Genomic DNA, 26,738 nt, shown 5'->3' with positions numbered 1-26,738 from the left:
AAGCCTTTCCAAAGTGGGATTTTTCGCAATAAAGCAAGGCAGGGCAGGGCAGCTTACGGTCATGCCCAAACCTTGCCCAGCAGGGGATCCAAAGAAGCCCACGGCCTGGCCTCACAGAGTTGACCTTGGACCCAAAACGCGACGGTTGCCGGGATTTTCATGTCAAGTCTGGACACCGGGGTGAACACGCGATGTACTACCTCATCAATCAGCCCCGTCACAAGTGACGTCTCACGCCCGCCAAGCAGCGGTGACTCCCCCAAGCACGGGAGTCTGGTGCGTATCTACGAGGGTGGAGCGGACTCATGAGCACCGTCGTCCTGGACAAGGTAACCAAGGTCTACCCCGGGGGATACCTGGCGGTCGACAGGTTGAGCCTGCGCGCCGAGGACGGGGAGTTCCTCGTGCTGCTCGGCCCCTCGGGCTGCGGGAAGTCCACCCTGCTGCGGATGATCGCGGGCCTCGAAGAGGTCACCGACGGCGACCTGTGGCTCGACGGCCAGCTCGCCAACCACCTCGCCCCCCGCGACCGCGACGTCGCGATGGTGTTCCAGAACGGCGCGTTATATCCGCACCGCACGGTGCGCGGCAACATGGCCTTCCCGCTGGAGATCGCCAAGGCCGATCCCGCGCTGGTGAGGGAGCGCGTGACGGAGCTGTCCAAGGCCCTGCACATCGACGAGACCCTCGACCGCAGGCCGGGCACCCTGTCGGGCGGCCAGCGACAGCGCGTGGCCATGGGCAGGGCGATCGTCCGCCAGCCGAAGATCTTCCTCATGGACGAGCCGCTGTCGAACCTGGACGCCGGCATGCGCACCGAGCTGCGGATGGAGATCTCCTCGCTGGTCCGCTCGCTCGGCGTCACCACCGTCTACGTCACGCACGACCAGGTCGAGGCGCTCACCCTGGCCGACCGCATCGCCATCATGAACCGCGGCGTGCTCCAGGACGTCGGCACGCCCGGCCAGATCTACAACGATCCCGCCACCGCCTTCGTCGCCGCCTTCCTCAGCTCACAGCAGCTCAACCTGCTGCCCGCCACCGTGCGGACCCCGCAGAACCAGTACGTGCTGCTCGACTTCGGCCCGCACCAGCTGGTGATGCCGTGGAGCGACCCCAGGGCGTACGCGGTCTCGCAGCACACCGGCGGCCAGATCATCGTCGGCATCAGGCCGGACGGCCTCGCCCCCGTGCAGGAGTCCTACGAAGGGCCCAGTTTCTTCGGGCGGGTCAGGGCGCTGGAGTACCACGGGCACGAGTGGCTGGCCTACGTGGAGTGCGGCGTGCCCGCGGTCGCCGTCCCCGAGCCGCCCGACCCCCGCAGGAACACGGGCGGCCGCGGGGGCGAGGGCGGCGGCCTGCGCGGGAAGGTGCGCAGGATGTTCGCCTCCGCGCCGGCGGAGCACGCGCAGCAGGAGCAGGTCGGCCACAACCTGCGCGATGGCCACCACCGCAGGGCGGACCTGATCGTCAGGCTCGGCGTACGGCCGGCATGGCGCACGGGCGACGCGGCCAAGATCGGCGTGGACGTCACGAGGCTCATGCTGTTCAAGCCGGACGGCAGCCGTATCGACCCGCCCCGCCGCTGACTCCCCCGACGCGCCCCCGTCAGTCGCTGACCGGCTCGTAGCGGGCGGCCAGGCGGGCGACGACCTCGACGATGCGGGCCGCGCGGTCGAGCTCGGCGCGATGGAACGGCGGCCCCTCGGACCGGGCGACGACGAGGTTCATGGCCGTTCCCGAGACGGGCAGCACCATCAGGCGGCGCTCGCCGTCCACGTGAGAGGCTGGGCGCGGCGGCAGCGCGGCCAGCTCGAAGATCAGCGGCGCGGCCAGGCTCGCGTGCCGGACGACGCCGTCGGCCAGCGCCAGCGCCCACTCGCCCCCGCACAGCCCGGGCAGCGCGTCCACCAGCGTGGCGAAGCCGCGCGCCGGCTCGCCCGCCACGTGCAGCAGGAGGTCGTAGTCCGGCGCGGAGCCCGGAACCTCCCTGGTCGGCCATACGCCTTCGACCCGCACGCCCGGAACCGCCGACAGGCGCTCGAGCACCGCGGCCGGGGTGGTCTTGCCGGGCCAGGAGACCGTGAAGTCGTCAACGGCCCTGCCGGACTCCCGTTCGAGCACGGTGACCTGCAGGATGTCGGCGCCGAGCGCGCCAAGTACGCGCGCCACCTGGCCGAGGCCTCCTGGGCGGTCCGGTAGCGACACCCTCAGTCGCAGCAACATCGCATCCCCCTTTCAGGGCTCACACAGTGCCGCAGCGAGATTTCCAGGGCGTTTCTGGGCTATGTCCAGCATGCTGCCCACTTACCCGTTTTGTCGACAGCGGACACCAGGAGCGTTGGAAAACCGGACTCACTCGCGATACAGTGCATCCAGTTTTCCAACTAACCAGGACGGATCCGATGCGTGACGCCGTGATCGTGCAGGCCGTACGAACTCCCATCGGCAAGGGCAAGCCGCAAGGCGCCCTGGCCCACATCCACCCCGTCGACCTCCTCGCCCATACCCTGCGCGAGCTGGTCGCCCGCAGCGGCGTCGACCCCGCCCAGGTCGACGACGTGATCGGCGGCTGCGTCGACCAGGTGGGCGAGCAGGCGATGAACACCACCCGCTACGCATGGCTGGCCGCGGGCTTCCCCGACGAGGTCCCCGCGGTGACCGTGGACAGGCAGTGCGGCTCCTCGCAGCAGGCCGTCCACTTCGCCGCCCAAGGCGTGCTGTCGGGCGCCTACGACCTCGTCGTGGCCTGCGGCGTGGAGTCGATGAGCAGGGTGCCGATGTGGTCGAACGTGCCCCAGGGCGCCGATCCCTTCGGCCCCGGCCTCGCGGCGCGCTTTCCCGAGGGCCTCGTGCCGCAGGGCATCAGCGCGGAGCTGATCGCCGCCAAGTGGGGGCTGACGAGGGAGGCCATGGACGCCTTCGCGATGGGCTCGCACCTCAAGGCGGCCGCCGCCGACCTCTCCGCGGAGATCGCGCCGATCGACGGCCGCGACACGGACGAGTCGGTGCGCCCGGGCACCACGATGGAGGTGCTCGCCGGGCTCAGGCCGGCCTTCACCGACCCCGGCTACGCCGAGCGGTTCCCGCAGATCACCTGGTCGGTTACGGCGGGCAACACCAGCCCGACGAACGACGGCGCCGCCGCCGTGCTGATCACCACGAGCGAGAACGCGGCCAGGCTCGGCCTGCGCCCGCTGGCCAGGCTGCACTCCTTCGCGGTCACGGGCTCCGACCCGCTGCTCATGCTCACCGGCGTCATCCCCGCCACCGAGAAGGTCCTCAGACGCGCTGGCCTCGCGCTGTCCGACATCGACGTGTTCGAGGTCAACGAGGCGTTCGCGAGCGTGGTGCTGGCCTGGCTGCAGGAGACGGGCGCCGATCCCGCCAAGGTCAACGTGAACGGCGGCGCCATCGCGCTCGGCCACCCGCTCGGGGCCAGCGGCGCGCGCATCATGACCACGCTCGTCCACGCCATGGGGCAGCGCGGCGCGCGCTACGCGCTGCAGACGATGTGCGAGGCGGGCGGCCTGGCCAACGCGACCGTGCTGGAGAACCTCCGATGAGGCTCGAGGGCGGCGTCGCGCTCGTGACCGGCGCCAACCGCGGGCTGGGCGCGGCCTTCGCCCGCGCCCTGGTCGAGCGGGGCGCGAAGACCGTCTACGCGGGCGTCCGCGATCCCGCCTCGGTGCGGGACCCGCGTCTGGTCCCCGTGCGCCTCGACGTTACCGACCCGGCCCAGGTGGCCGCCGCGGCCGAGCGGTGCGGCGACGTCGACCTGCTGATCAACAACGCGGGAGTGCTGGGCGAGGCCGAGCGGGAGATGGCGACCAACTATCACGGCACGCTGGCGATGAGCCGCGCCTTCGCCCCCGTGCTGGCCCGCAACGGCGGGGGCGTGCTGGTCAACATGCTCTCGGTGCTGTCGTTCATCACCTTTCCGCAGGTCGCCACCTACGCCGCGTCGAAGGCGGCGGCATGGTCGCTGACCAACGCGCTGCGCCAGGAGCTGCGCGAGCAGGGGACGCTCGTGGTGGGCGTGCACGCCGGATACATCGACACAGAGATGGCGGCGCGCGTGACCGCGCCCAAGGTGAGCCCCGAGCTGGTGGCGGCCATGACGCTGGACGGCGTCGCGGCGGGCCTGACGGAGGTGCTGGTCGACGAGCTCAGCCGCGGCGCCAAGGCGGGGCTGTCGGCAGTCCCGGCCTAGGACAGCGTCACTGCTGGTAGGCCCCGGCGTCGGGAGCGGCGCCGAGGGCCTTGCCGGTGAAGTCCTTGGCCAGCGCCGCGCCGCCGTACCAGGCCGGGCCGAGCGGCAGCCCTCTGTCCAGGGCGGGCGAGCCTGGACGCAGGCGCAGGTCGGTGCCGGAGACGAAGCGCGGGTCGGCGATCACCGTCTTGGGGCCCGCCTTGAAGCGCTTGGTGCGGCCCTGGTAGACGCTGCCGCCCTCGTCGGCGCCCTTGCCGTCCTCCCAGCCCATCTCCCCGCCGACCACGATCACGTTGTTGCGCAGCTTGAGGATGTCGGGGGCGCAGCCGTCGTGGCAGGACCAGCCAACGGTCTTCGAGCCGGACAGGTGGACCGAGTTGTGCGCGGCGATCGTGCCCTTGACCGGGCCGACGATGTGCCGGGAGCCGCGGGTCACCAGGAAGGAGCCGAGCTTGCGCGTGGAAGTCACCACGTTGAAGGCGAACACGTTGCCCGTCGCCGTCGTGCCCTTCTTGGCGCCCAGCTCGGTGAACGTGTGGTTGTCGCGGGAGAGGTTGTGCGTGACCCTGTTGCGGTCGCCGCTGAAGATCTCGACCGCGGCGCCGTCCAGGCCGTAGTCCTTGCTCGTGGCGTGGCTGCCGGTGATGGTGTTGCCGGTGATCAGGTTGTCGTCGCCGTTGACCAGCACGCCGAAGGCGCCGGAGTCGTTGTCGCCGCCGTCGTCGTTGACGCTCATCCTGTTGTTGCCGGTCAGCCAGCTGTTCCTGACGGTGTTGCGGGCGCCGTCGGGGGTGATGTGGACGCCTGCGATGTTGCGGTCGGCCGCCACCCCGACGAGCTCGTTGCCGTCGCCCGAGATCTCGAAGCCGGCCCACTGGCAGTTGCTGGCCCGCAGTCCCGTCACGCGCCAGTAGTTGCCGCTGATCACGACGCAGTGGGAGTCCTGGCCGCTGAGCTTCGGGGCGGCGCCCTTGCCGTACGGCTGGACCACGATCGGCCGGGCCGCGGTGCCCTTGGCGGTGAGCTCCAGCGGCTCGCTCCAGCTGCTGCCCCTCTTGAGGTTGACGGTGTCGCCGGGGCCCAGCGAGGCGGCGTTGACCGTGGAAAGGCTCTTCCACGCCGTCGCCGCGCTGGTGCCCGCGGCCGAGTCGTCACCGGCCTTGGAATCGACGTAGTAGGTCGTGCCTGCCGCCCCCTCCACCAGGGAGAATGCGGGAAACAGCAGAACGGCCACGGCCAGCGACTTCATCGGCACACCACTCATCTAGTTGAAAGACGAACCGTCAGGTGCATACCGTAGCGTGATCAGCCCCCGACGGACAGCCGCCAGATGCGCAGAGAAGGACCGTCGCCGGGCAGCACCAGCGGCGAGAGGTCACCGGCGTTGTAGACGCCGCGGGCCGCGCCCGCCAGCGGCAGCTCGAGCGGCTCGCCCGGCGCCCTTCGGGCGCACACCAGCAGCGACTCCGCCGCCGTCTCGCGCAGGAAGACCAGGCAGTCGGCGGAGGCGTGCAGCCACCGCAGGCCGCCCCTGCGCAGCGCGGGCTCGGCCCTGCGCAGCCCGAGCAGCGCCCGGTAGGCGGCGTGCGTCCGCTCGTCGCGGTCGGCGGGCCTGTTCCACGGCATGGGGGTGCGTGAGTACTCACCATTGGTGCCGGTCAGCCCGAACTCGCTGCCCGCGAACACCATCGGCGTCCCGGGCAGCGTCGCCTGCAGGCCGACCGCCACCTCCTGGAGCTCGCGCGACCCCGTGACGGTGCGGATGCGCGGCGAGTCGTGGGAGTCGAGCAGCTGCCAGGAGTGGACCAGCGAGCGCCACGACATGTGCGCGGCGAACTCCTTGAAGGTCGCCACGGTCGCCTCGCCGTCGCGCCGCGGCACCCCGCCCGGCACGCCGAGGAAGTGCGTCAGCTCCAGTGAGTCGCCGCGCAGCCACGTCCAGACCGGGCGGGTGAAGCCGCCGTAGTTCATGGTGCCGTGCCAGCCGTTCCTGTCGAGATCGGCGGAGGCGTCGTGGTTGTGCTCGGCGATGAAGGCCGCACCGTCGGGGCGCAGCAGCGCGGCCACCTCGTGGTTGCGGTCGTCGGCGCCGAGCCTGCCGGTCATGTTGGCCACGTCGACGCGCCAGCCGTCGAGCACGCCGAGCCACCTGCGGAGGACGGCGGGCATGCGGGTGCGGACCAGCTCGCTGCCCCAGTTGAGCTTGGGCAGCGTCTTGACGCCCCACCAGGACTCGTAGTCGCCCGTGTCGGGGTCGAAGTAGAACATCTCCCGTTCGGGGGCGTTGACGTCCGAGATCGCGGCGGTGAACCACTCGTGGGAGTCGCCGGTGTGGTTGGTCGTGATGTCGCCGAGCAGCCGCATGCCGCGCGCGTGCAGCGCGTCCGACAGCCGCCGGAGCGCCTCGTCGCCGCCGAGCAGCGGGTCGACGTGGTCGAAGCTCGCCGCGTCGTAGCGGTGGTTGGAGCGCGAGGGGAAGAACGGCGTGAGGTAGACGGTGTCGGCGCCGAGGGCCTGGATGTGGTCCAGGTGCTCGGTGATGCCGTCGAGGTCGCCGCCGTAGAACTGCTCGGGCGTGCCGGGGCCCTCGCCGATGACCGGGTCGTCGTCCCAGGAGGCGGGCAGCGCCCACGGCGGCAGGTCGGCCTTGGGACGGGCGCCGGCGAACCGGTCGGGGAAGATCTGGTAGACGATCGCGTCGGCCATCCACTCCGGCGGCGCGGGGTGGGAGACGAGCCTGAAGTCGGTGGAGTCGGTCACGTCGTGCCCGGTGAGGCCCGCGGCGTTCAGCCACCGCTGGCCGTCCGCCGCGATCAGCAGGAACCGGTACGGCACGACGGGGTTGACCGCCGTGATGGTCGCCTTCCACCAGGTGTCGGCCGCGCCGTACCCGCCGAGCCCCTTCCTCGAGGGGTCGGGCGCGGCCGCGGTGTAGCGCGGCTCTCCGTCGTAGACGATGCGGACGTGCACGGCGTCCAGGGCGAAGCCCTGCGGCACGCGCAGCCACACGCTCACCTCCTCCCCGAGTGAGGGGGTGAGCGTGGAGACGTACAGGGACGAGCCGTCGTGGTGCGGCTGGTCGAGGTAGCGCAAGAAAAGGTCCTTACCCCTTGACCGCGCCCGCGGTCAGACCGGAAACGATGAACTTCTGCAACCAGAGGAACACACTGACGGTCGGAATCGCGGTAATGAGCGTGGCGGCGGCGAACATGCCGAAGTTGGCGTTGCGCCCGTCGCCGGCGATCATGCCGTACATGCCGACCGCGAGCGTCTTGCTCTCGGCGTCGCGCAGGAAGATGTTGGCCATCAGGAACTCGCTCATCGTGCCGATGAAGGCCAGCAGGGCGGTGACCGCCAGGATGGGCGTGACCAGCGGCAGGATGATCTTCCAGAAGATCTGCGCGTGGGTGGCGCCGTCGACCGTGGCCGACTCGTCGAGCTCCTTGGGGATGGTGTCGAGGAAGCCCTTCATCAGCCAGGTGTTCACACCGAGCGCGCCGCCCAGGTAGAGCAGCAGGATGCCCCAGGTGGTGTTGAAGCCGAACGCGGGGTACAGCTCGGTGACCCTGGTGAAGATCATGAAGATCGTCACGATGGCCAGGAACTGCGGGAACATCTGGATCAGCAGCAGCGCGAGCAGGCCCACCCGGCGGCCCGCGAAGCGCATGCGGCTGAAGGCGTAGGCGGCGAACATCGACAGCAGCAGGCTCGCCGTGGAGGCCGCCAGCGCGATGAAGACCGAGTTGAACACCCAGCGGGCGAAGGGATAGGTGTCGGAGGAGAAGAGCTTGGCGAAGTTGTCGAGGCTCGCCCCGTTCGGCACCAGATCGGAGGAGGCGAGCGTGCCGAGCGGGTTGACGGCCGCCGACACCACGAACAGGATCGGGAACAGCGCGAAGGCGCATACCAGCAGCACGAAGGCGTGCCTGAGAGCCAGCTTCATGCGTACACGTCCTCCTGCTTGCGGGTCCGCCTGAAGGTGATCGCCGAGATCGTCGCGACGATCGCGAAGATGAACACCGACATCGTCGCGGCCAGGCCGAACTGCGCCGAGCCGGTGCCGAACGCCAGCCTGACGGTGTAGCTGATCAGCAGGTCGGTGCCGCCCACCGTCGGGCTCTCCGCAGGGAAGGGGCCGCCGTCGGTGGTCAGCGCGATCGCGTTGTAGTTGTTGAAGTTGAACGCGAACGACGAGATCAGCAGCGGGGTGAGCGCGACCAGCAGCAGCGGCAGCGTCACCTTGCGGAAGGCGTACCAGGGCGGCGCCCCGTCTATGGAGGCGGCCTCGGTCAGCTCGCGCGGGATCGCCTGGAGCGCGCCGGTGGTGACCAGGAACATGTAGGGGAAGCCCAGCCAGAGGTTGACCAGGATGACGGCGAACTTGGCCGAGACCATCCCGCCCATCCAGTCGACGTCGAGCCCGAACAGCTGGTTGATCAGGCCGAAGTCGCGGTTGAACAGGTCGCGCCAGACCAGCAGCATCGCGAAGGCCGGCATCGCGTACGGCAGGATCAGCGCGATCCGGTAGAACCGCGTGCCGCGCATCTTCGGATGGTGCAGCGCCAGCGCCACGCCCATGCCGAGGGCGAAGGTGGTCAGCACCGACAGCAGCGCGAAGGCCATGTTCCAGGTGAACATGCCGAGGAAGTGGGCCGAGAGCGTCGGGTCGGTCAGCACGCGGGCGAAGTTGGCGAAGCCGACGTTGACCTGCCAACCCTGCGCCAGGTGCTCGCCCTTGGCGTTGACGAAGTAGCCCTGCGACTCGTCGGCCGTCCAGGTGTCGCCGCCGCCCTTGACGCAGTCGCAGACCGCGTCGTAGGTCAGCGTCGCCCTGCCCTCGACCGCCCTGCTCAGGCCGTTGGCCTTGATCAGCCCGCCCTGGGTCGGCACGGCCAGCTCGGCGATCTGCTTGGCGCGGGCCGCGGCCTCGGGCGCCTTGAGCACCGTGTAGCCGGGCGCCTCCAGCACCTTGCCCGTGACGCCCAGCCTGGCTCCCTGGACGGCGGCCAGGCCGTCGGGCGAGCCCTCCTGCACCTGCTTGGTCTTCGGGTCGACCAGCAGGAAGACCAGGGAGTCGCCCTTGAGCGCGGCGCTCAGGCCGTACTCGGGCGAGCCGGGGGCCTGCCGTACGGACCCCGTCTCGATCGCGGAGATCGCGGCCGCCTTGTCGCCCCGGTGGCCGTCGCCGAAGTTGGTGAAGGCGGTGCTCACCGTGTAGAGCACGGGGAAGACCTGGAAGGCGATCAGGAAGACCGTGCCGGGCACGAGGTACTTCGCGGGGACGAAGCGGCGGGTCAGGTAGAGGTAGCCGATGACCGCGCTCGCCACGAGGAGCAGGGTCAGCGAGATCCACGACTCGGCCGCGACCAGCGGCGGCACGGCGTAGAGCAGGATGGCGGCGGCCACGGCCAGCACGGCGATCCTGCTCACCACGAAGGCGGTGGTCAGCTCGCGACGGGGCCGCGGAGGGGTCGTGACCTCCGCGGCCTCACGCACGTCCAGGGACATGGGGCTAGTTCTTCAGCGAGCCGTCGATGGTCTTCTGCGCCGACTCGGCGGCCTTGACCGGGTCGCTGCCCTTGACGACGGCGGCCTCGGCGATGCCGAACGGCTCCCAGATGGCCGACATCTCGGGGATGGCGGGCATCGGGATGCCGCCCGCGCCCGCCTCGATGAACTTGCCGGCGTCGGGGTCGGCCGCCTTGACCGCGTCGAGCGCGGCGGTCAGGGCCGGGGGACGCGGGTCGGCGTCGTAGAGGGCCTTGGCGACGTCGGCGTTGGTCACGTAGTTGGTGACGAACTCCTGGGCGAGGGTCTTGCTGGCGCCCTTGGAGGCGACGAAGAAGGCCTGGACGCCCACGAACGGGGTGGCGGGCTTGCCGTCCTTGAAGGCGGGCACGGCGGTGATGTCGTAGGCGACGCCGCTCTTCTTGACGTCGGCCATCGCCCACGGGCCCGAGACCAGGAAGGCGCACTTGCCGCCGGCGAAGGTGGGGATGCTGTTCTCGTTGGTGAGCGAGGTCTTCAGCGCCGCGTCGCCCTTCTCACCGATCGTGGCGAGCTTCTCGAAGGCGGCCTGCGACTCCTTGGAGCCGACCAGGACCTGCTTCGGGTCGGGGTCGCCGGCGGAGGTGGTGCCGAAGATGGCGCCGCCCGCGGAGGAGAAGAGCGGGTAGACGTGGTAGGCGTCGCCCTTGGCGGTGACGGGCAGGCAGAGCACCTCCTTGACCTTGCCGGCCTTCTTCAGCTCCTTGCCCTTGGCGATCACGTCGTCGAAGGTGGCCGGGGCGTCGGGGGCGAGCTTGGTGTTGCGGATCAGCGCGACGTTCTCCATCGCGTACGGCGCGCCGTACACCTGGCCGTTGAAGGTGACGGCCTTGAGCGCGATCGGGGAGAAGGCGGCCTTCTGCTCCTCGGTCAGGTTGACCGGGTCGATGGCGCCGTTCTGCACCAGGTTGCCGATCCAGTCGTGGGCGCCGACCGTGATGTCGGGCCCGCTGCCCTGCTGCGAGGCGGTGAGGAAGGTCTGCTGGTTGTCCTTGCTGATCTCCTTCACCTCCACCGTGACACCGTTCTCGGTGCCGAACTGGTCGGCGAAGGGCTTGAGCGCCTTCGTGCGGTTGGGGTCGGCCCAGATCACGAGCTTGCCGCTGCCCTTGTCGGCGGTGGCTGAGGCGCCGGCCGAGGGCGCGGAGCTGCTCGGCGCGGCCGACGACGTCGGCGCTGAGCCACCGCAAGCGGTGGCGCCGAACGCCACGGTGGCCGCCGCGGCCACGCCCAGTGCTCGGATGCGCATGGGACCCTCCTGAGGTCAAGCGGCGCGAGTGCGGTGCGCCACTGAAAGATCCTGAAATAGCCGCCATTGCGGCTTATGTTTCGGGGACGTTAGCGGCTCTTTGCAAAATTTGGAAGAACTTGCGAAGGAGAGTTACCTCACCGCTACCTGCCCTGGGACCCTATGGGGAGGGCTTGACGCGCCCTTCACTTGGTTGCAACTTTCCGCAACTTGCGCTTGACCATCTTCGCGCGGGATCCTTCCGTGGACATCGTGGACATCGGGGAAGGACTGACCAATGCGCGGCAACGACGACTGGTGGCGCGACGCCGTCGTGTACCAGGTGTACCCCCGAAGCTTCGCCGACGGCAACGGGGACGGAACCGGCGACCTCGTCGGGCTTCGCGAACGCCTGGGCTACCTGTCGGAGCTGGGCGTCGACGCGATCTGGCTGAGCCCCTTCTACACCTCCCCGCTCAACGACGGCGGCTACGACGTGGCCGACTACCGCGACGTGGATTCACGCTTCGGCACCCTGGCCGACTTCGACGCGATGATCGCCGACGCGCACGCGCTCGGCATCAGGGTGATCGTCGACATCGTGCCGAACCACACCTCCTCCGAGCACCCCTGGTTCAAGGCGGGACTACGCGACCGCTACATCTTTCGCGACCAGCCGAACGACTGGGAGTCGATCTTCGGCGGCCCGGCCTGGACGCAGGTCGAGGACGGCCAGTGGTACCTGCACCTGTTCGACCCCACCCAGCCCGACCTCAACTGGGAGCACCCCGCGGTCCGCGCGGAGTTCCGCGACATCCTGCGCTTCTGGCTCGACAGGGGCGTCGACGGGTTCAGGATCGACGTGGCGCACGGCATGATCAAGGCGGCCGGCCTGCCGGACGTCGGCGACGACCTGCACGTGGAGATGCTCGGCCACGACAGCGTGCCGTACTTCGACCAGGACGGCGTGCACGAGATCTACCGCGAGTGGCGGCCCATCCTCGACTCCTATCCGGGCGGCCGGATGGCGGTGGCGGAGGCGTGGGTCTCCTCCCCCGCTCGCCTGGCCCGCTACGTCGGCCCCGACGAGCTGCACCAGGCCTTCAACTTCGAGTTCATGATGGCCGCGTACGGCGCCAAGTCCTTCCGCGACGTCATCGACAAGTCACTGGCCGAGGCCGAGCTGGTCGGCGCGCCCACGACCTGGGTGCTGTCCAACCACGACAAGCCGCGCCACGTCACCCGTCACGGCGGCCTGGCCCGCGCCCGCGCCGCCACCCAGCTCATGCTGTCGCTGCCCGGCTCGGCCTACCTCTACAACGGCGAGGAGCTCGGCCTGCCCGAGGTTCTCGACCTGCCCGACGAGCTGAGGCAGGACCCCGCGTTCCTGCGCTCCGGAGAGAGCCGCGACGGCTGCAGGGTGCCGCTGCCCTGGACCTCCTCCGACGGCTTCGGCTGGCACTCACCCTGGCTGCCGATCCCCTCGACCTGGGGGCCGCTGAGCAGGGAGGCGCAGGAGGACGACCCCGCCTCGACGCTGGCCTTCTACCGGGCCGCGCTGAGGCTGCGCAAGGAGCACCCCGCGCTCGGCGGCGGCGAGCTGACCTGGCTCGACTCCCCCAAGGACGTGCTGGCCTTCAGGCGCGAGCCCGGCCTGGTCGTGCTGGTCAACTTCGGCGAGACGCCCGTCGCCTGCCCCGGCCGGGTGCTGCTGTCCAGCGGCCCGCTGGCGGCCGACGGCTCGGTTCCCGGGGACACCGCGGTCTGGGTGGCGACCGAGGAAGGATGACCTAATTTTTCCCTGGGCGCGACCTTTGACTAAGTCTGCCGTGAATAGTCTCGGCACGTGTCACGGATATGGGCGAGATCCCTCCGCGGACGGGTCACGCTCATCGCGACTGCCGTCGCGGCCTTCGTGCTGATCCCGGCGGGGATCGGTGGCGTAGCGGTCACCAGGACCGTGGTGACCGCCAGCGTCTGGAAGGACACCAGGGACGCCGCCGCCGCGGCCACCCAGGTGGTGCGCGACGGCCGTACGGTGTCGGGCCGGATCCCGCTGGCCATCGATGAGGTCGACCTCCTGCAGGTCGTCACGCCCGACCGCAGGGTGATCGCCTCCAGCAACGCCGCCGCGCTGCTGCCGCCGCTCACCAACATCTGGCCCACGCCCGACGACCGGATCGTCAGCACCACCACGTGCGGGAGCGACGGCTGCCTCCACCTCACGGCGGCCAGGGTGTCGAGCGCGGCCGACTCCCCCGTGGTCTACGCGGCCAGGCCGACTCCCGGCGTGCTCGCCACCCGCGTGCTGGAGGTCGCCATCGCCGCGCAGATGGCGCTGGTGCTCGCCCTGGTGGCCTGGGTGACCTGGATGGTCACGGGCCGCACGCTGAGCCCCGTGCGCGCGATGCGCAGCGAGCTCGACGCGGTCAACGCCACCGACCTGAGCAGGCGGGTGACCGTACCGCGAGGTGAGGACGAGGTGGCGCAGCTGGCCCGGTCGGTCAACGGCACGCTCGACCGCCTCGAACGCTCGGCCGAGCAGCAGCGGCAGTTCGCCTCCGACGCCTCCCACGAGCTGCGCACCCCGATCGCGGGGCTGCGGGCGCAGCTGGAGAGCGCCCAGCTCTACCCCGAGGACACCGACCTCGAGACGCTGGTGGACGGCGCCCTGAACGACACCGACCGGCTGGAGGCCATCATCACCGACCTGCTGCTGCTGGCGCGGATCGGCTCGAGGGTGGACGTGGTCAAGGAGCGGGTGGACCTGGCCCGGCTGGTGCGCGAGGAGCTGTCCTGCCGCCAGGACAAACTCCCCGTACAGCGCGACCTGGCCGAGGGCGTCGTGATCGAGGGTGTCGTCATGCAACTGCGGCGCGTGGTGGGCAACCTGCTCGACAACGCCCAGCGGCACGCCGACGGACTGGTCATGGTGTCGGTGCACGCCGAGGACGGCACGGCGGTGCTCGCCGTCCAGGACGACGGGGCGGGGATCGCGCCCGCCGACAGGGAACGTGTCTTCGAGCGCTTCACCAGGCTCGACGCCGCCCGCAGCAGGGACGCGGGCGGCACCGGGCTCGGCCTGGCGATCGCCAGGGACGTGGCGATCGCGCACCGCGGGGTCATCAGCGTGGCCGACAGCCCCCGCGGCGCGCGTTTCGTGCTGCGCCTGCCGCTCGCCTGACTGCTCAGACGCTCGTCATCTCCACCTCCTTGACGGGCGGCTCCTCCTCGTCGAGGAGGGTCGCCTCGTCGAAGGGCAGCCTGCCCGTCAGCACCTCGGCGGCCCGCGCCCGGTCGAACTCGCCCGTCCAGGTGCCCACGAGCACGGTGGCCACCGCGTTGCCCGCGAAGTTGGTCAGCGCGCGGGCCTCCGACATGAACCTGTCGATGCCGACGATGAGGCCGACGCCGTCCACCAGGTCGGGCCGGTGCGACTGCAGGCCGCCGGCGAGCGTCGCCAGGCCCGCGCCCGTCACGCCTGCCGCGCCCTTCGACGCGATGATCATGAAGAGCAGCAGCGAGATCTGCTCGCCCAACGACAGGGGCGCGCCCGTCGCGGAGGCGACGAAGAGCGTGGCCATGGTCAGGTAGATGGCGGTGCCGTCGAGGTTGAAGGAGTAGCCGGTCGGCACCGTGATGCCCACGACGGGCTTGGAGACGCCGAGGTGCTCCATCTTGGCGATGAGCCTGGGCAGCGCGGACTCGGACGAGGACGTGGACAGGATCAGCAGGAACTCCCTGCCGAGGTAGCGCAGCAGCGACCAGAGGCCGACCCTGGCCACCAGCCACAGCAGCGGGCCGAGCACCAGGCCGACGAAGAGCGCGCAGGTGGCGTAGAAGCCGATCATGATGACCGCGAGCGACTCCAGCGCCTTGATGCCGGTCGAGCCGACGACCGCCGCGATCGCGCCGAACGCGCCGACGGGCGCCGCCCACATGACCATGGCGAGGATGCGGAAGACGAGCCGCTGGATGTGCTCGACGCCCCGCAGGATCGGCGCCCCCTTGGCGCCCATCGCCTGGAGCGCGAACCCGGTCATGAGCGCGACGAGCAGCGTCTGCAGCACCTGGCCCTCGGTGAAGGCCGACACCAGCGTGGTGGGGATGATGCCGAGCAGGAAGTCGACGGTGGAGGACTCCCCGCCCTTGGCCGCCTCCGCCACGGCGGCCTGCTTGGCCGCGCCGGTCAGCTGGAGCCCGGCTCCCGGGTCGAGCAGGTTGCCGACGACCAGGCCGATGGCCAGCGCGACCGTCGACATGACGAGGAAGTAGCCGAGCGCCAGGCCGCCCACCCTGCCGACCTTTGCCGCCTTGGTGACCGAGCCGACGCCGAGGACGATCGTGCAGAAGATGATCGGGCTGATCATCATCTTGATGAGCGCGACGAAGGCGGTGCCGAGCGGTTTCAGGTCCTTGCCGAGATCGGGTGAGACGAAGCCGACGACGACCCCGGCGACGACCGCCAGGATCACCGCCAGGTACAGGTACCGGGTGCGGTCACGCATGGGCTCACTCCTCGCATACTGAATGCCTCTTGACATGCGAATATGCGGGCAGAAGTGATTTAGGTCACTATTGCGTAAGTTTCGTTCACCGGAGAGGGGAGGCGTCTGTGCGCGACTGGAGCCTGGCCAAGCAGATGCTGGTCCTCCAACTGGCCGTCGTGGTCGTGACACTGGCGGGGGCCGTGACGCTCACGCTGGTGCAGACGCACGAGCTGCTCGTCGAGGAGGCCGAGGGCAGAGTGCGGGCCGTGGCGGTGAGCGTGGCGAGCTCGCCGGACGTGCTGTCCGCGCTGGCGCGGCCCCACCCCTCGGTACGGCTGCAGCCGTACGCCGAGCGGGTGCGCACCGCCACGGGCGTCGACTTCGTCACCATCATGGACACCTCGGGACGCCGTTACACCCATCCCAACCCCGCGCAGATCGGCGGCCGGTTCCTCGGGCACATCGACCGCGCGCTGCTGGGCGAGACGTTCACCGAGACCTACACCGGCACGCTCGGCCCCTCCACCCGCGCGGTGGCTCCGGTGAAGGATTCGAGCGGCGCCGTCCGGGGCCTGGTCAGCGCGGGCATCACGGTCGAGCGGATCGACGCGCGGCTGCGCGAGCAGATCGCCTGGGCCGCTCTGATCGGCGGGGTGGGCCTCGGGGTCGGGACCGGCGGCACGTGGCTGGTGGGAGCGAGACTCCGCCGCCAGACGCACGGCCTCGGCCCGGTGGAGCTGGGGCGCATCCACGAGCACCACGACGCCATTCTGCACGCGGTCAGGGAAGGGCTGCTGCTGGTGGCCAGGGACGGCACGCTCACCCTGTGCAACGACGGCGCCCGCACCCTGCTCGGCCTGCCGCCCGACGCCGAGGGCCGCCACGTCGCCGACCTCGGCATCGCCGACCTCGTCCAACCCCTCCCCCGCGAAAGCGTCACCCCGCCCCCGACGGCGTCCCCGTCCCCTGGAGAACCCGAGCCGAAGTCCCCACCCGCGCTCCCCCGAGAAACGGAACCGAAGTCCCCACCCGCGCCCTCCGGTGAGCCGGAACCGAAGGCCGTGGAGGAGCGGATCCACATCGTCGGCGACCGCGTGCTGGTCGTCGACGTGGCGCCCAGCCGCCTCGGCGCCGTCGTCACCCTGCGCGACCGCACCGAGCTGCAGGCCCTCACCGGCCAGCTCGACGCCGAACGGGGCTTCGCCGACTCCCTCAGGGCGGCCGCGCACGAGGCGGCCAACCGGCTGCACACCGTGATCTCCCTGGTAGAGCTGGGCCGGACCGAGCAGGCCGTGGCCTTCGGCACCGCCGAGCTCAGAGCCGCCCAGGAGCTGACGGACAGAGTGGTCGGCTCCATCCGCGAGCCGTTCCTCGCCGCCCTGCTGCTCGGCAAGACGGCCGAGGCCGCCGAGCGCGGCACCGAGCTGGTCATCACCCCCGACAGCGAGCTGGACGACCTGGATCTCGATCCGCGGAAGGTAGTGACGATCGTGGGCAACCTCATCGACAACGCGATCGAGGCCGCGGGCAGGGTGGAGGTGTGCCTGCGGGCCGACGCGGACACCTTCGTGATCAGGGTGGCCGACGACGGGCCCGGCCTCTCCGACCCCGCGGCGTTCGGCAAGGGCTGGACCTCGAAGGGCGACGGCAGGGGCCTCGGGCTCGCCCTCGTCGGTCAGGCCGTGCGGCAGCTCGGCGGCACGATCGAGGTGGCGGGCTCGGCCTTCACGGTGAGGCTGCCGCTGTGATCAGGGTGCTGGTCGTCGAGGACGAGGAGTTCACCGCCGAGGCCAACCGCGTCTTCGTGGAGCGGGTCGAGGGCTTCACGGTGGCGGGCGTGGCCAGGTCGGGCGGCGAGGCCCTGCGCTTCCTGCGCCGTACCGAGGTCGACCTGATCCTGCTCGACCTCTACCTGCCCGACATGCACGGGCTCGAGGTGTGCAGGGCCGTACGCGCGGCGGGGCTGTCCTGCGACGTGATCGCGGTGACCTCGGCCCGCGATCTGGCCGTGGTGCGCAACGCGGTGGCGCTGGGCGTGGCGCAGTACCTGCTCAAGCCGTTCACGTTCGCGACGTTGCGGGAGAAGCTGAACCGCTACGCGGCGTTCAGGGCCAGCGAGGGCGAGGTGACGGGGCAGGGCGACGTCGACAGGGCGCTGGCGACGCTGCGCGGCCCCTCGGCGCTGCCGAAGGGGATGACGCAGGACACCCTCGACGCCGTCTGCGCCGAGCTGCGCAGATCGCCGATGAGCGCGCAGGCCGTGGGCGCCGCGATCGGGGTGTCGCGGGTGACCGCGCGGCGGTACCTGGAACACCTGGTGGACACCGGGAGCGCCGACCGGGTGCCGCAGTACGGCGGGGTGGGCCGTCCCGAGCTCCTCTACCGGATCCGCACGCAACGTTAACAGGGAGTTCAGCTCCGATCCCCGGCCCGGTCGGATGGCGTGGCTAGCTTCCATGGCACCCCAAGCAATTCAAGGAGCCACGTTGCGAGTCCTCGCCGTCATTCCCGCCCGCGGAGGTTCGGCGGGCATTCCCCTGAAGAACCTCGCCCAGGTGGGCGGCGTTCCGCTGGTCGCGCGCGCCGTGAAAGCGGCCCTGCGCGCCGAGCTGATCGACCAGGTCGTGGTCAGCACCGACCACGCGGGGATCGCGCAGGCCGCCCGCGAGGCGGGCGCCACGGTCGTCGAGCGGCCCGCAGAGCTGTCGGGCGCGACCGCCTCCAGCGAGTCCGCGCTGCTGCACGCCCTCGACACGCTCGCCGTCGAGCCCGAGGTCGTCGTGCTCGTCCAGTGCACCAGCGCCTTCATCGACCCCGCCGACCTGTCGGAGGCCGTGCGCAAGGTGCTCGAAGGTGAGGCCGACGTGGTGCTGTCGGGCGCGGCCGCCCACGCCTTCCTCTGGACGCCGGGGGGCGAGGGGATCAACCACGATCGCGGCGAGCGGCAGATGCGGCAGGACCGCGCGCCGGAGTTCCGCGAGACCGGCGCCTTCTACGTCATGACGACGGCCGGCCTGCGCGAGCACGGCCACCGCTTCTTCGGCGACGTCGGCATCCAGCCGGTCCCCACGCGGCACGCGATCGAGATCGACGACCCCGAGGACCTGGAGATCGTCAGGGCGCTGGCGCCGCTGGTCGACCTGCCCGAGCCGATCGACGTCGACGCCGTCATCACCGACTTCGACGGCGTGCACACCGACGACCGCGCCTACGTGGACTCGGAGGGCCGCGAGATGGTGCTGGTCAGCCGCTCCGACGGCATGGGCGTCTCACTGCTTCGCCGCTCGGGGGTGAAGCTGCTGGTGATGTCCACCGAGCAGAACCCGGTGGTGGCCGCCCGCGCCCGCAAGCTGGGCGTGCCCGTGCTGCAGGGCCTCGCCGAGAAGCGGACCGTGCTGCGCGACTGGCTGACCATCGAGGGCCTCGACCCCGCCCGCGTGGCGTACGTGGGCAACGACGTCAACGACCTGGGGCCGATGTCGCTGGTCGGCTGGCCGGTCGCGGTGCCCGACGCGCATCCCAGCGTGCGGGCGGCGGCCCGCGTCGTGCTGACCAGGCGCGGCGGCGACGGCGCCGTCAGGGAGCTGTGCGAGCGGGTGCTGGCGGCCAGGCCCGAGCTCCCCGAGCCCGCCGCTCCCAAGGCCGCGCTCAGGCTGGGCAGCCCCAAGCCCGTCGCGATCGGTGACGTGCTGGTCGGCGACGGCGAGCCGGTCTACGTGATCGGCGAGATCGGCATCAACCACAACGGCGACCTCGACCTCGCCAGGCAGCTCATCGACGTGGCGGCCGACGCCGGCTGCCAGGCGGTGAAGTTCCAGAAGCGCACGCCCGAGATCTGCGTGCCGCTGGAGCAGCGCTCGCAGATCAGGCAGACGCCGTGGGGCGAGATGACCTATCTGGAGTACAAGGAGCGCACCGAGTTCGGCCGCGACGAGTACACCCAGATCGCCAAGTACTGCGACGAGCGCGGCCTGCACTGGTTCGCCTCGCCGTGGGACGTGCCCTCGGTGGAGTTCCTCGAGGAGATGGACGTCCTCGTCCACAAGATCGCCTCGGCCAGCGTCGCCGACCACGAGCTGCTGCGCGCCCTCGCCGCGACCGGCAAGCCGCTGATCCTGTCGACCGGCATGTCCACGCTGAGCGAGATCGACCAGGCCGTCGAGATCCTCGGCACCGACAAGCTGATCATGATGCACGCCACCTCCACCTACCCGCTGCCGCCGGAGGAGGCCAACCTGCGCACCATCACCACGCTCAAGGAGCGGTACGGCGTGCCCGTCGGCTACTCGGGCCACGAGCGCGGCCTGCAGATCTCGCTGGCGGCGGTCACGCTCGGCGCGGTCACCGTCGAGCGGCACATCACGCTCGACCGCACGATGTGGGGCTCCGACCACGCCGCCTCCCTGGAGCCGGCCGGCCTCGAGCACCTGGTGCGCGACATCAGGATCATCGAGCAGGCCATGGGCGACGGCGTCAAGCGTGTCTTCCCCGGTGAGGAGGCGCCGAAGGCCAGGCTCCGCAGGGTCACGGTGTGATCACACTCTCGGTCGTCGTCCCGGTCCGCGACGGCGAGCGCTTCATCTCCGACGCGCTCGCCTCGCTGGCCCGCAACGCCAGGCGCGACTTCGAGTTCATCGTGGTGGACGACGGTTCGGTGGACGACACCGCCGCGATCGTCGCCGAGTCGGAGGTGCCGGGTCTGTCGCTGGCGCGCAATCCCGCGCCGGTGGGGCTGGCCGACGCCCGCAACGTCGGGCTGAAGCTGGCCTCCGGCACGTACGTCACGTTCATGGACGGGGACGACTGGCTCGCCCCCGGCTACCTCGCCGGGCTCGTCGCCGCGATCGACGGGCTCGGCTGCGACTTCGTCCGTGCCGACCATGTGCAGGTCGAGGGGCGCAAGCGGGTGGTGCACCGGGCCCCGGAGGCGCGCCGGGGCCTGGTGCTCGATCCGCGCGACGCGATCCTGCCCGCGGACGTCAGGACGATGGTCGACTACCCCTACGCGTGGGCGGGGATCTACCGCCGCACGCTGGGCGACCTCCTGCGCTTCCCCGGCTCGCTGCACACGGCCGAGGACCGGCCGTGGATCTGGCGGCTGCACCGGCAGGCCGCCTCCTTCGCGGTGGTGTCGATGGCGGGCCTGTTCTACCGGCGGGGCGTGCAGGGCTCGCTGACGCAGATCGGCGACGAGCGGCAGCTCCACTTCTTCGACGCCTTCGACCTCGTCTTCGAGGACCTGGAGCCGGAGTTCATGCCGAAGGCGGTGCGCAACTTCTGCGCGCTGTTCGCCCATCACCTGGAGCTGGCCGACCGGTTCACTCCCGAGCTGCGGGCGCGGTTCGAGGCGCGGGGCGCGGCGATGGTGCGGGCGCTGCCCGCCGACCTGGTCGCCGCGGCCGTGCCACGCATGTCGGTCGAGCGCGAGCAGGCGCTGCGTGCCCTGCTCCCTGAGATCCCCGCCGGCGCGCGGGTGCGGAGGGAGGAAGCGTGACGCGGGTCTTCTACGCCTCGACGCTCTTCGGGGCGATGTCCCTGGCGGCGGCGATCGACGCGGGCCACTTCGGCGAGGGCGGCCGCAGGGTGCTGATCGTCTCCACCAACACGGCGGTCCCCGAGGTGTCCACGCCGCTGGACCAGACCCCGGGCTTCGCCGCGCTGCGCTCCCGCTTCGACGAGGTGCGCTCGTGGAACGAGCTCATCGCGCCGCTGCACCCCTCGGACTGGAAGGCGCGCGTCATCGAGGTGCCGATGATCAGCCGGCTCGTCGCCGAGGCGCTGCGCCTGGAGCGGGTCGACGAGCTGGTCGTCGAGTCGATCGCGGTGCCGCCGGCGCGGACGATCGCGGGGCTGGTGCGCGACTGCCCGATCACCGTCTACTCCGACGGGCTCATGAGCTACGGCCCCACCCGCGACCCGCTGCCCGCCGAGATCTTCCGCCGCGTCACCCGCCTGCTCCACCTGGACCTGGTGCCGGGGCTGACGCCCCTGTTGCTGTCCGAGTACGGCGTGCGGCCCGAGCTGATCGGCTCGGAGGCCTTCCTCGAGGTGGTCGGCCAGGTGGCCGCGACCGCGCCCGACATGCTGGCGGGCGAGGCGATGATCCTCGGGCAGTACCTGTCGTCGCTGGACATCGTCACCCCCGAGCAGGAGCACGAGCTGCACATGGCGATGCTGCGCGCCCTGGTCGCCAGGGGGCACAGGAGCGTGGTGTTCAAGCCGCATCCCGCGGCGGGCGGCCGCCACACGCGGCTGCTGCGGGCCGGCGCGGAGGAGCTGGGGGTACGGCTGGTCGTCGCGGGCGACAGCGTGCCCGCCGAAGTGTGCTTCGCGGCGCTGCGCCCCGAGCTGGTCGTGGGGTGCTTCTCGACCGGGCTGGTCACCGCCTCGCGCTACTTCGGCCTGCGCGTCGCCTCGCACGGCACGCCGCTGGTGCTCGAGCGGCTCACGCCGTACGAGAACAGCAACAGGATCCCGGCCACCATCATCGACGCGCTGCTGCCCAGGCTGGCGGAGACCGGGGAGCTGGAGCCGCCGCCGCCCGTGGAGCTGTGCGAGCTGGCGGGGGCGGTGGGGTACTGCATGCAGAGCGAGGCCTATCCCGAGCTGCGTCCCGTCGCCGAGGCCTTCCTCGCAGAGCACGGCGCGGGCCGGTACTTCAAGAGGCAGCGTCTCGGCGCGCTCGGCCTGGCGCCGGCGGGGGCCGCGGGCGGGCAGTCCGGCGCGCTGGCCCGCCTGCGCCGCCGGCTGGCCCGCTCGCTCGGCTGACCTCTCCCGGGTCCCCCCGCTGAGGCGCTCCCCGGCGGGGTACGACCATCGGCGTCACGCGAGGAAGGGGCGCCGGAGATGGTTCACGATCTGCTGGTCAGGAACGCCGTGCTGGTGGCGGCCTGCGACGAGGAGCGCAGAGAGCTGGCGGGCGGCTGGGTGGCGGTCACCGGCGGCCTGGTCAGCGGGGTGGGGAACGGCGCACAGCCGCAGGCCGCCGAGGTGCTCGACGCCTCGGGCTGCCTGGTGACGCCGGGGCTGGTCAACACGCACCACCACATCTACCAGAACCTCACCAGGTCCTACGCGCCCGTCGTGAACGGCTCTCTGTTCAAGTGGCTGACCGGCCTCTACCCGCTGTGGGCTGGGCTCGACGAGGAGGCGTCCTACCTGTCGGCCTGGGTGGGGCTGGCCGAGCTCGCGCTGGGCGGCTGCACCACCTCCACCGACCATCTCTACGTCGCCGGCCGCGGCGATCTGTGGTCGGCGGAGATCGAGGCGGCGCGGGAGCTGGGGTTCAGGTTCCACCCGACGCGGGGATCGATGAGTCTGTCGGAGAAGGACGGCGGCCTGCCGCCCGACTCCGTCGTCCAGGACGAGGAGGAGATCCTGGCCGACAGCGAACGGCTGGTGAAGCGCCACCACGATCCCTCCCACGGCGCGATGGTGCGGGTGGCCATCGCGCCGTGCTCGCCGTTCAGCGTCAGCCCGTCGCTGATGCGGCGCGCGGCCGAGCTGGCCGAGCGCCTCGACGTGCGGCTGCACACCCACCTGGCCGAGGATCCCGACGAGGACGCCTACTGCATGGAGCGCTTCGGCAGGCGCCCCGTCGAGCAGTTCGAGGAGGTCGGGTGGCTGACCGGCCGGTCGTGGGTGGCGCACTGCATCTACCCGTCGCGGGAGGAGATCGCCAGGCTGGGGGCCGCGGGCGTGGGAGTCGCGCACTGCCCCTCGTCGAACATGCTGATCGGTGGCGGCGGCTTCGCGCCCGTGCGCGAGTTCAGGGCGGCAGGGGTGCCCGTCGGGCTGGGCTGCGACGGATCGGCCTCCACCGACTCCGCCTCCCTCTGGCTCGAGTCTCGAACGGCGCTGCTGCTCGGCCGCCAGCGGCTTGGCCCCACCGGGATGACCGCCCGCGACGTGCTCGACATGGGCACCCGCGGCGGCGCGGCCTGCCTGGGCCGGGCGGGCGAGCTCGGCACGCTGACCGAGGGCGCGGCGGGCGACCTGGTGTGCTGGCCGCTGGAGGGGCCGGCCTACGCGGGCGCGCTGACCGACCCGGTGGAGGCGTGGCTGCGCTGCGGCCCGGCCGCGGCCAGGCACACGGTCATCGCCGGCCGTGCCCTCGTCAAGGACGGCGAGCTGATGGCTCCTGGCCTGGAGGACATCCTGGTACGGCACCGGGCGGCGGCCGCGCGCCTCCAAGGTGTCAGGTGAGCGCCCTGATGTAGCGGCGGACCCTGCGCTTGGCCCGGTAGCCCGCCCGCAGCATCTTCGGCGGGATCTCCACCCGCAGGCGGGCCCTGCGGCGGGCCGCGACGTGCTCGGGTCCGTCGAGCAGGGAGCGCGCGGGCGTGCGCGGGCCGATGACCAGCGCGGTGAGCAGCCCGACCCAGTCGCTGCGGCCCGGCGGGTGGAAGTAGTTCTCCGCGCACCACTCGGGCGAGGGCGTCATGAACGCGCCGTCCGCCAGGTCGTCCAGCGTGCCGAGGACGCCGCTGCCCTCGAACGCCAGGTTGATCATCTCAGCGCTCACCCCGAAGTCGGACAGCACCAGCAGCGGCACGTCCTGGGCGATCGCCTCGAGCGCGGCGGTGGAGCTGACGGTGACGAACCCGGCGGCGCCGGCCAGGTGCTCGTGCATCGGACCGGCGGCGAAGCGCACGGGCCCCCGCAGCCCGAGCTCCCGCCAGAGCCGCTCGTAGTGGTAGCGCTCGTTGTGGGTCTGCCGCTCGTCCTCCAGCGCCCGCAGCTTGACCACGACGTCGAGGTCGGGACGGGCGACGGCGAGCCGGTCCAGCGCGCGCAGGATCGACTCCCTGTCCTCGCGGCGCTTCGGCACCTTGGCCTGGGTGGCGAAGACCACCCGGTCGCCGCCCTCGACCGCGGGGACGTCACGCAGGAACGGCAACCTGGCCAGGCCGACCGCCCCTCCCCCGCCGAGTTCTGTGGCCAGCTCGCCGAACTCGGCGACCTCGCGTCCGCTGTGCACGACGAACAGGTCGCAGCCGCTGCGGTAGAGCCAGGCCTTCTCGGTCGCGGGCACGGAGATGCCCGGCAGGCCCGTGACGAAGACCGGGCGCGGGCGCAGGCCGTCGAAGACCTCGGCGACCAGCACGTCCACGACCGGGCCCGTGCAGGCCACCAGGATCGCGTCAGGGCGCAGGCGATCGGCCGTCCGCCGCAGCGCCCTCGCCGACAGCACGGGGACGGTGGCGGAGCGGGTGCCCGCGACGGCGGCGGCGATCTGCTCGGCCGACGGGGTGATCGGGGTGCGCACGACCGCCAGCTCCGTCACGCAGTCGGGCGGCAGGTCGTCCAGCAGGCTGGCCGCCCACTTCAGGTACGAGTCGGAGTCGGCCAGAGCCAGAACCTTCAACTGGGAGCTCCCGAGAACATCTGCAGGTGCGAACGGAGGGAAGGCGCCGCCCGGCTGGTCCACCAGTCGTCCGGCACGTGCACGGGCTCGACGGCGACGCCGCGCGGGCTGAGCAGCACCCGCAGCGAGCTGATCGCGGTCGAGGGAAGGCTCAGCACCCGCTGCCCCGCCGACAGGCCGCGCAGCGTCAGCTCGGCGGGGACCCCCGCGGCGTGGACGGTGATGCCGGGCCTTTCGCGGATCAGGGCCAGGTCGACGGGGTCCTCGCGGCGGTGCGGGAAGTAGGCGAGCGGCTCGCGCTCGGCCAGCTCCGCCAGCCAGCGCAGGTAGCGCTCGCGGTGCACCAGGCCGTTCCTGATCAGGGAGGTGCCCAGCACGACGGTCCGTTCGGCCGGTCCTGGCACGCTGAGCGGCTGCGCGCTCAGCCAGCCGAAGTCGTGGCCCGCCAGGTCGACCCCCGCCTGCCGTACGGCATCGGCCAGCTCGCCGGGCACCGGCAGGGCGGTGAAGACCGACAGCGCGCCGCGCCCGGCCGCGGCGCGCAGCCGCAGCGCCGCCAGCAGGCCGAGCGTGCCGCGCCACGCGCTGGGAGCGGCGCGGGCGCGCAGCAGCGGCTTGGCGGGCCTGGCGGACAGCAGCTCGAGCAGCCTGATCGTGGCCAGGCCGTCGTCGACGATCACGACGCGGCCGGTGCGGGAGGTGATCCAGCGCAGCTGCACCCGGCCGGAGAACGCGTCGCCGACGGCGTTGAGCCTGCGTGGCATGCGCTCCTGCGGCTTGACCAGCTCCAGCCCTTCGGGCAGGGCGAGCCTGGCCAGCTCGCGCCGGGTCGCGGCGAGCGGACGCAGACCCGCTCGCGGCACCACCAGCGTGCGGTCACCCAGCAGCCCGGCGTGGTGGGCCTCGACCGCGCACAGCATCTGTAGTGGCGACTCCACCCAGGCCACGGATTCCTGTTCTCTCACGACACGCGCCACGGTAGGACGCCCACCCGAAGCGTCAGCTAACTCAGCGTGAACAATGGAGATATGAACATGAACTCACTGCTCCTCAACACCGACGGTGTTCAGATACCGCAACTCGGCTTCGGCGTCTGGCAGGTGCCGGACGACGAGGCGGAGCAGGCGGTGGGCCTCGCCATCGAGGCGGGCTACACCAGCATCGACACCGCGAAGCTCTACTTCAACGAGGAGGGGGTGGGCCGCGCGGTCGCCAGGTCGGGGGTGCCGCGCGAGAAGCTGTTCATCACCACGAAGCTCTGGAACGACGACCACGACAGGGCGGAGGCGGCCTTCGAGACCAGCCTCCGCAAGCTGGGCCTCGACTACCTCGACCTCTATCTGATCCACTGGCCGGCGCCCTCGCAGGACAAGTACGTCCAGGCGTGGAAGTCGCTCGAGCGGCTCTACAAGGACGGCAGGGTCCGCGCGATCGGTGTGTCGAACTTCACCATCCCCACCCTCGAGCGGCTCATGAACGAGTGCGAGATCGTGCCCTCGATCAACCAGATCGAGCTGCACCCGCAGTTCCAGCAGAAGGAGCTGCGCGCCTTCCACGAGGCCAACGGCATCCTGACCGAGGCGTGGAGCCCACTGGGCCAGGGCAAGGGCCTGCTCGACGATCCCGGGCTGGTCAAGCTCGGCATGAAGCACGCCAAGACGCCCGCCCAGATCGTGCTGCGCTGGCACATCCAGCTCGGCAACGTGGTGATCCCCAAGTCGGCGACGCCCGAGCGGATCAGGGAGAACATCGATGTGTTCGATTTCACACTCGACGCCGAGGACATGGCCGCGATCGGCGCGATGAGCACCGGCAGGCGCATCGGTCCCGACCCTGCCACCTTCGACTGGATGGGCTGAGGGCTCCGCTCCCGGGACGGCTCGCGCCCGCCCG

At 71.2% G+C, this 26,738-nt stretch carries 21 protein-coding genes; 12 read left to right on the top strand and 9 right to left on the bottom strand.

The annotated features are described in order from the left end of the window. Positions 1-305 precede the first annotated feature (305 nt). A complete protein-coding gene (locus H4W81_RS08280; protein WP_192774248.1) occupies positions 306-1,589 on the top strand; it encodes an ABC transporter ATP-binding protein in 1,284 nt (427 codons plus the stop codon). 19 nt (positions 1,590-1,608) lie between these two features. Here the strand turns inward: H4W81_RS08280 and H4W81_RS08275 are convergent, their stop codons facing one another. Further along, complete coding sequence (locus H4W81_RS08275; protein ID WP_192774247.1) at positions 1,609-2,226, bottom strand: ACT domain-containing protein; 618 nt, start codon at positions 2,224-2,226, stop codon at positions 1,609-1,611. Positions 2,227-2,405: 179 nt separating this feature from the next. Between H4W81_RS08275 and H4W81_RS08270 the strand changes: the two genes are divergently transcribed. Further along, complete coding sequence (locus H4W81_RS08270; RefSeq protein ID WP_192774246.1) at positions 2,406-3,566, top strand: thiolase family protein; 1,161 nt, start codon at positions 2,406-2,408, stop codon at positions 3,564-3,566. Further along, positions 3,563-4,213 (top strand): SDR family oxidoreductase, encoded by a 651-nt coding sequence (locus tag H4W81_RS08265; protein WP_192774245.1) that lies wholly within the window; start codon positions 3,563-3,565, stop codon positions 4,211-4,213. Before H4W81_RS08270 ends, H4W81_RS08265 begins: the two co-directional genes overlap by 4 nt. A 7-nt stretch (positions 4,214-4,220) precedes the next feature. Here H4W81_RS08265 and H4W81_RS08260 read toward each other — a convergent pair whose 3' ends face one another. Genes H4W81_RS08260 through H4W81_RS08240 form a run of 5 tightly spaced genes read right to left on the bottom strand, consistent with a single transcriptional unit; the run spans position 4,221 to position 11,009 of the window. After that, on the bottom strand, positions 4,221-5,462 hold the full coding sequence (locus H4W81_RS08260) for a right-handed parallel beta-helix repeat-containing protein (protein ID WP_192774244.1): 1,242 nt from the start codon (positions 5,460-5,462) through the stop codon (positions 4,221-4,223). Between the two features lie 56 nt (positions 5,463-5,518). Continuing rightward, entirely contained in the window at positions 5,519-7,306 is a 1,788-nt protein-coding gene (locus H4W81_RS08255) for a glycoside hydrolase family 13 protein (RefSeq protein WP_192774243.1), read from the bottom strand. 10 nt (positions 7,307-7,316) lie between these two features. Beyond that, positions 7,317-8,156 (bottom strand): sugar ABC transporter permease, encoded by an 840-nt coding sequence (locus H4W81_RS08250; protein ID WP_192774242.1) that lies wholly within the window; start codon positions 8,154-8,156, stop codon positions 7,317-7,319. Continuing rightward, the gene (locus H4W81_RS08245; protein WP_192774241.1) at positions 8,153-9,721 is read right to left on the bottom strand and encodes an ABC transporter permease subunit; all 1,569 of its coding nucleotides are present in this window, start codon (positions 9,719-9,721) and stop codon (positions 8,153-8,155) included. Before H4W81_RS08245 ends, H4W81_RS08250 begins: the two co-directional genes overlap by 4 nt. Positions 9,722-9,725: 4 nt before the next feature. Continuing rightward, positions 9,726-11,009, bottom strand: coding sequence for a sugar ABC transporter substrate-binding protein (locus tag H4W81_RS08240; RefSeq protein WP_192774240.1), 1,284 nt, complete (start codon positions 11,007-11,009; stop codon positions 9,726-9,728). Between the two features lie 277 nt (positions 11,010-11,286). Between H4W81_RS08240 and H4W81_RS08235 the strand changes: the two genes are divergently transcribed. Then, positions 11,287-12,777 carry a glycoside hydrolase family 13 protein gene (locus H4W81_RS08235; RefSeq protein WP_192774239.1) on the top strand — a complete coding sequence of 497 codons (1,491 nt, stop codon included), beginning with the start codon at positions 11,287-11,289 and terminating at the stop codon, positions 12,775-12,777. A 57-nt stretch (positions 12,778-12,834) separates the two neighbouring features. Further along, on the top strand, positions 12,835-14,172 hold the full coding sequence (locus H4W81_RS49200) for a sensor histidine kinase (RefSeq protein ID WP_192774238.1): 1,338 nt from the start codon (positions 12,835-12,837) through the stop codon (positions 14,170-14,172). Between the two features lie 4 nt (positions 14,173-14,176). Here the strand turns inward: H4W81_RS49200 and H4W81_RS08225 are convergent, their stop codons facing one another. Beyond that, the gene (locus tag H4W81_RS08225) at positions 14,177-15,496 is read right to left on the bottom strand and encodes a cation:dicarboxylate symporter family transporter (protein WP_192774237.1); all 1,320 of its coding nucleotides are present in this window, start codon (positions 15,494-15,496) and stop codon (positions 14,177-14,179) included. A 107-nt stretch (positions 15,497-15,603) separates the two neighbouring features. Between H4W81_RS08225 and H4W81_RS46835 the strand changes: the two genes are divergently transcribed. The 6 genes from H4W81_RS46835 to H4W81_RS08195 all read left to right on the top strand — a co-directional run bounded on the left by H4W81_RS46835 (position 15,604) and on the right by H4W81_RS08195 (position 23,683). Then, a complete protein-coding gene (locus H4W81_RS46835; protein WP_318781604.1) occupies positions 15,604-17,226 on the top strand; it encodes an ATP-binding protein in 1,623 nt (540 codons plus the stop codon). After that, on the top strand, positions 17,223-17,882 hold the full coding sequence (locus H4W81_RS08215; RefSeq protein WP_192774236.1) for a response regulator: 660 nt from the start codon (positions 17,223-17,225) through the stop codon (positions 17,880-17,882). The genes H4W81_RS46835 and H4W81_RS08215 overlap by 4 nt, the downstream gene beginning before the upstream one ends. Before the next feature lie 82 nt (positions 17,883-17,964). After that, the gene (locus H4W81_RS08210; protein WP_225958508.1) at positions 17,965-20,013 is read left to right on the top strand and encodes an N-acetylneuraminate synthase family protein; all 2,049 of its coding nucleotides are present in this window, start codon (positions 17,965-17,967) and stop codon (positions 20,011-20,013) included. Continuing rightward, positions 20,010-20,972, top strand: a complete 963-nt coding sequence (locus H4W81_RS08205) for a glycosyltransferase family 2 protein (protein ID WP_192774234.1) — start codon at positions 20,010-20,012, stop codon at positions 20,970-20,972. Before H4W81_RS08210 ends, H4W81_RS08205 begins: the two co-directional genes overlap by 4 nt. After that, complete coding sequence (locus tag H4W81_RS08200) at positions 20,969-22,246, top strand: alpha-2,8-polysialyltransferase family protein (protein ID WP_192774233.1); 1,278 nt, start codon at positions 20,969-20,971, stop codon at positions 22,244-22,246. Before H4W81_RS08205 ends, H4W81_RS08200 begins: the two co-directional genes overlap by 4 nt. 78 nt (positions 22,247-22,324) lie before the next feature. After that, positions 22,325-23,683: an 8-oxoguanine deaminase gene (locus H4W81_RS08195; RefSeq protein ID WP_192774232.1), complete on the top strand. Its 1,359-nt coding sequence runs from the start codon at positions 22,325-22,327 to the stop codon at positions 23,681-23,683. Here the strand turns inward: H4W81_RS08195 and H4W81_RS08190 are convergent. Continuing rightward, positions 23,676-24,845 (bottom strand): DUF6716 putative glycosyltransferase, encoded by a 1,170-nt coding sequence (locus H4W81_RS08190; RefSeq protein ID WP_192774231.1) that lies wholly within the window; start codon positions 24,843-24,845, stop codon positions 23,676-23,678. The two genes, H4W81_RS08195 and H4W81_RS08190, sit on opposite strands and share 8 nt — an antisense overlap. After that, entirely contained in the window at positions 24,842-25,810 is a 969-nt protein-coding gene (locus tag H4W81_RS08185; RefSeq protein WP_318781602.1) for a hypothetical protein, read from the bottom strand. The genes H4W81_RS08190 and H4W81_RS08185 overlap by 4 nt, the downstream gene beginning before the upstream one ends. 69 nt (positions 25,811-25,879) lie before the next feature. Here H4W81_RS08185 and H4W81_RS08180 point away from each other — a divergent pair, with 69 nt between their 5' ends. Continuing rightward, positions 25,880-26,704, top strand: coding sequence for an aldo/keto reductase (locus H4W81_RS08180; protein WP_192774229.1), 825 nt, complete (start codon positions 25,880-25,882; stop codon positions 26,702-26,704). Positions 26,705-26,738 lie beyond the last annotated feature (34 nt).

Source organism: Nonomuraea africana (assembly GCF_014873535.1).
Lineage (GTDB): Bacteria > Actinomycetota > Actinomycetes > Streptosporangiales > Streptosporangiaceae > Nonomuraea > Nonomuraea africana.
The sequence above is the reverse complement of the archived record's forward strand: the minus strand, read 5'-3'. Positions and strand labels throughout refer to the sequence as shown.

Coding starts and splice junctions, on each gene's coding strand:
- H4W81_RS08270 (WP_192774246.1), top strand. CDS start 2,406: ATGCGTGACGCCGTGATCGTGCAGGCCGTACGAACTCCCATCGGCAAG.
- H4W81_RS08225 (WP_192774237.1), bottom strand. CDS start 15,496: ATGCGTGACCGCACCCGGTACCTGTACCTGGCGGTGATCCTGGCGGTC.
- H4W81_RS08275 (WP_192774247.1), bottom strand. CDS start 2,226: ATGTTGCTGCGACTGAGGGTGTCGCTACCGGACCGCCCAGGAGGCCTC.
- H4W81_RS08195 (WP_192774232.1), top strand. CDS start 22,325: ATGGTTCACGATCTGCTGGTCAGGAACGCCGTGCTGGTGGCGGCCTGC.
- H4W81_RS08235 (WP_192774239.1), top strand. CDS start 11,287: ATGCGCGGCAACGACGACTGGTGGCGCGACGCCGTCGTGTACCAGGTG.
- H4W81_RS08265 (WP_192774245.1), top strand. CDS start 3,563: ATGAGGCTCGAGGGCGGCGTCGCGCTCGTGACCGGCGCCAACCGCGGG.
- H4W81_RS08245 (WP_192774241.1), bottom strand. CDS start 9,721: ATGTCCCTGGACGTGCGTGAGGCCGCGGAGGTCACGACCCCTCCGCGG.
- H4W81_RS08260 (WP_192774244.1), bottom strand. CDS start 5,462: ATGAAGTCGCTGGCCGTGGCCGTTCTGCTGTTTCCCGCATTCTCCCTG.
- H4W81_RS08250 (WP_192774242.1), bottom strand. CDS start 8,156: ATGAAGCTGGCTCTCAGGCACGCCTTCGTGCTGCTGGTATGCGCCTTC.
- H4W81_RS08180 (WP_192774229.1), top strand. CDS start 25,880: ATGAACTCACTGCTCCTCAACACCGACGGTGTTCAGATACCGCAACTC.
- H4W81_RS08280 (WP_192774248.1), top strand. CDS start 306: ATGAGCACCGTCGTCCTGGACAAGGTAACCAAGGTCTACCCCGGGGGA.
- H4W81_RS08240 (WP_192774240.1), bottom strand. CDS start 11,009: ATGCGCATCCGAGCACTGGGCGTGGCCGCGGCGGCCACCGTGGCGTTC.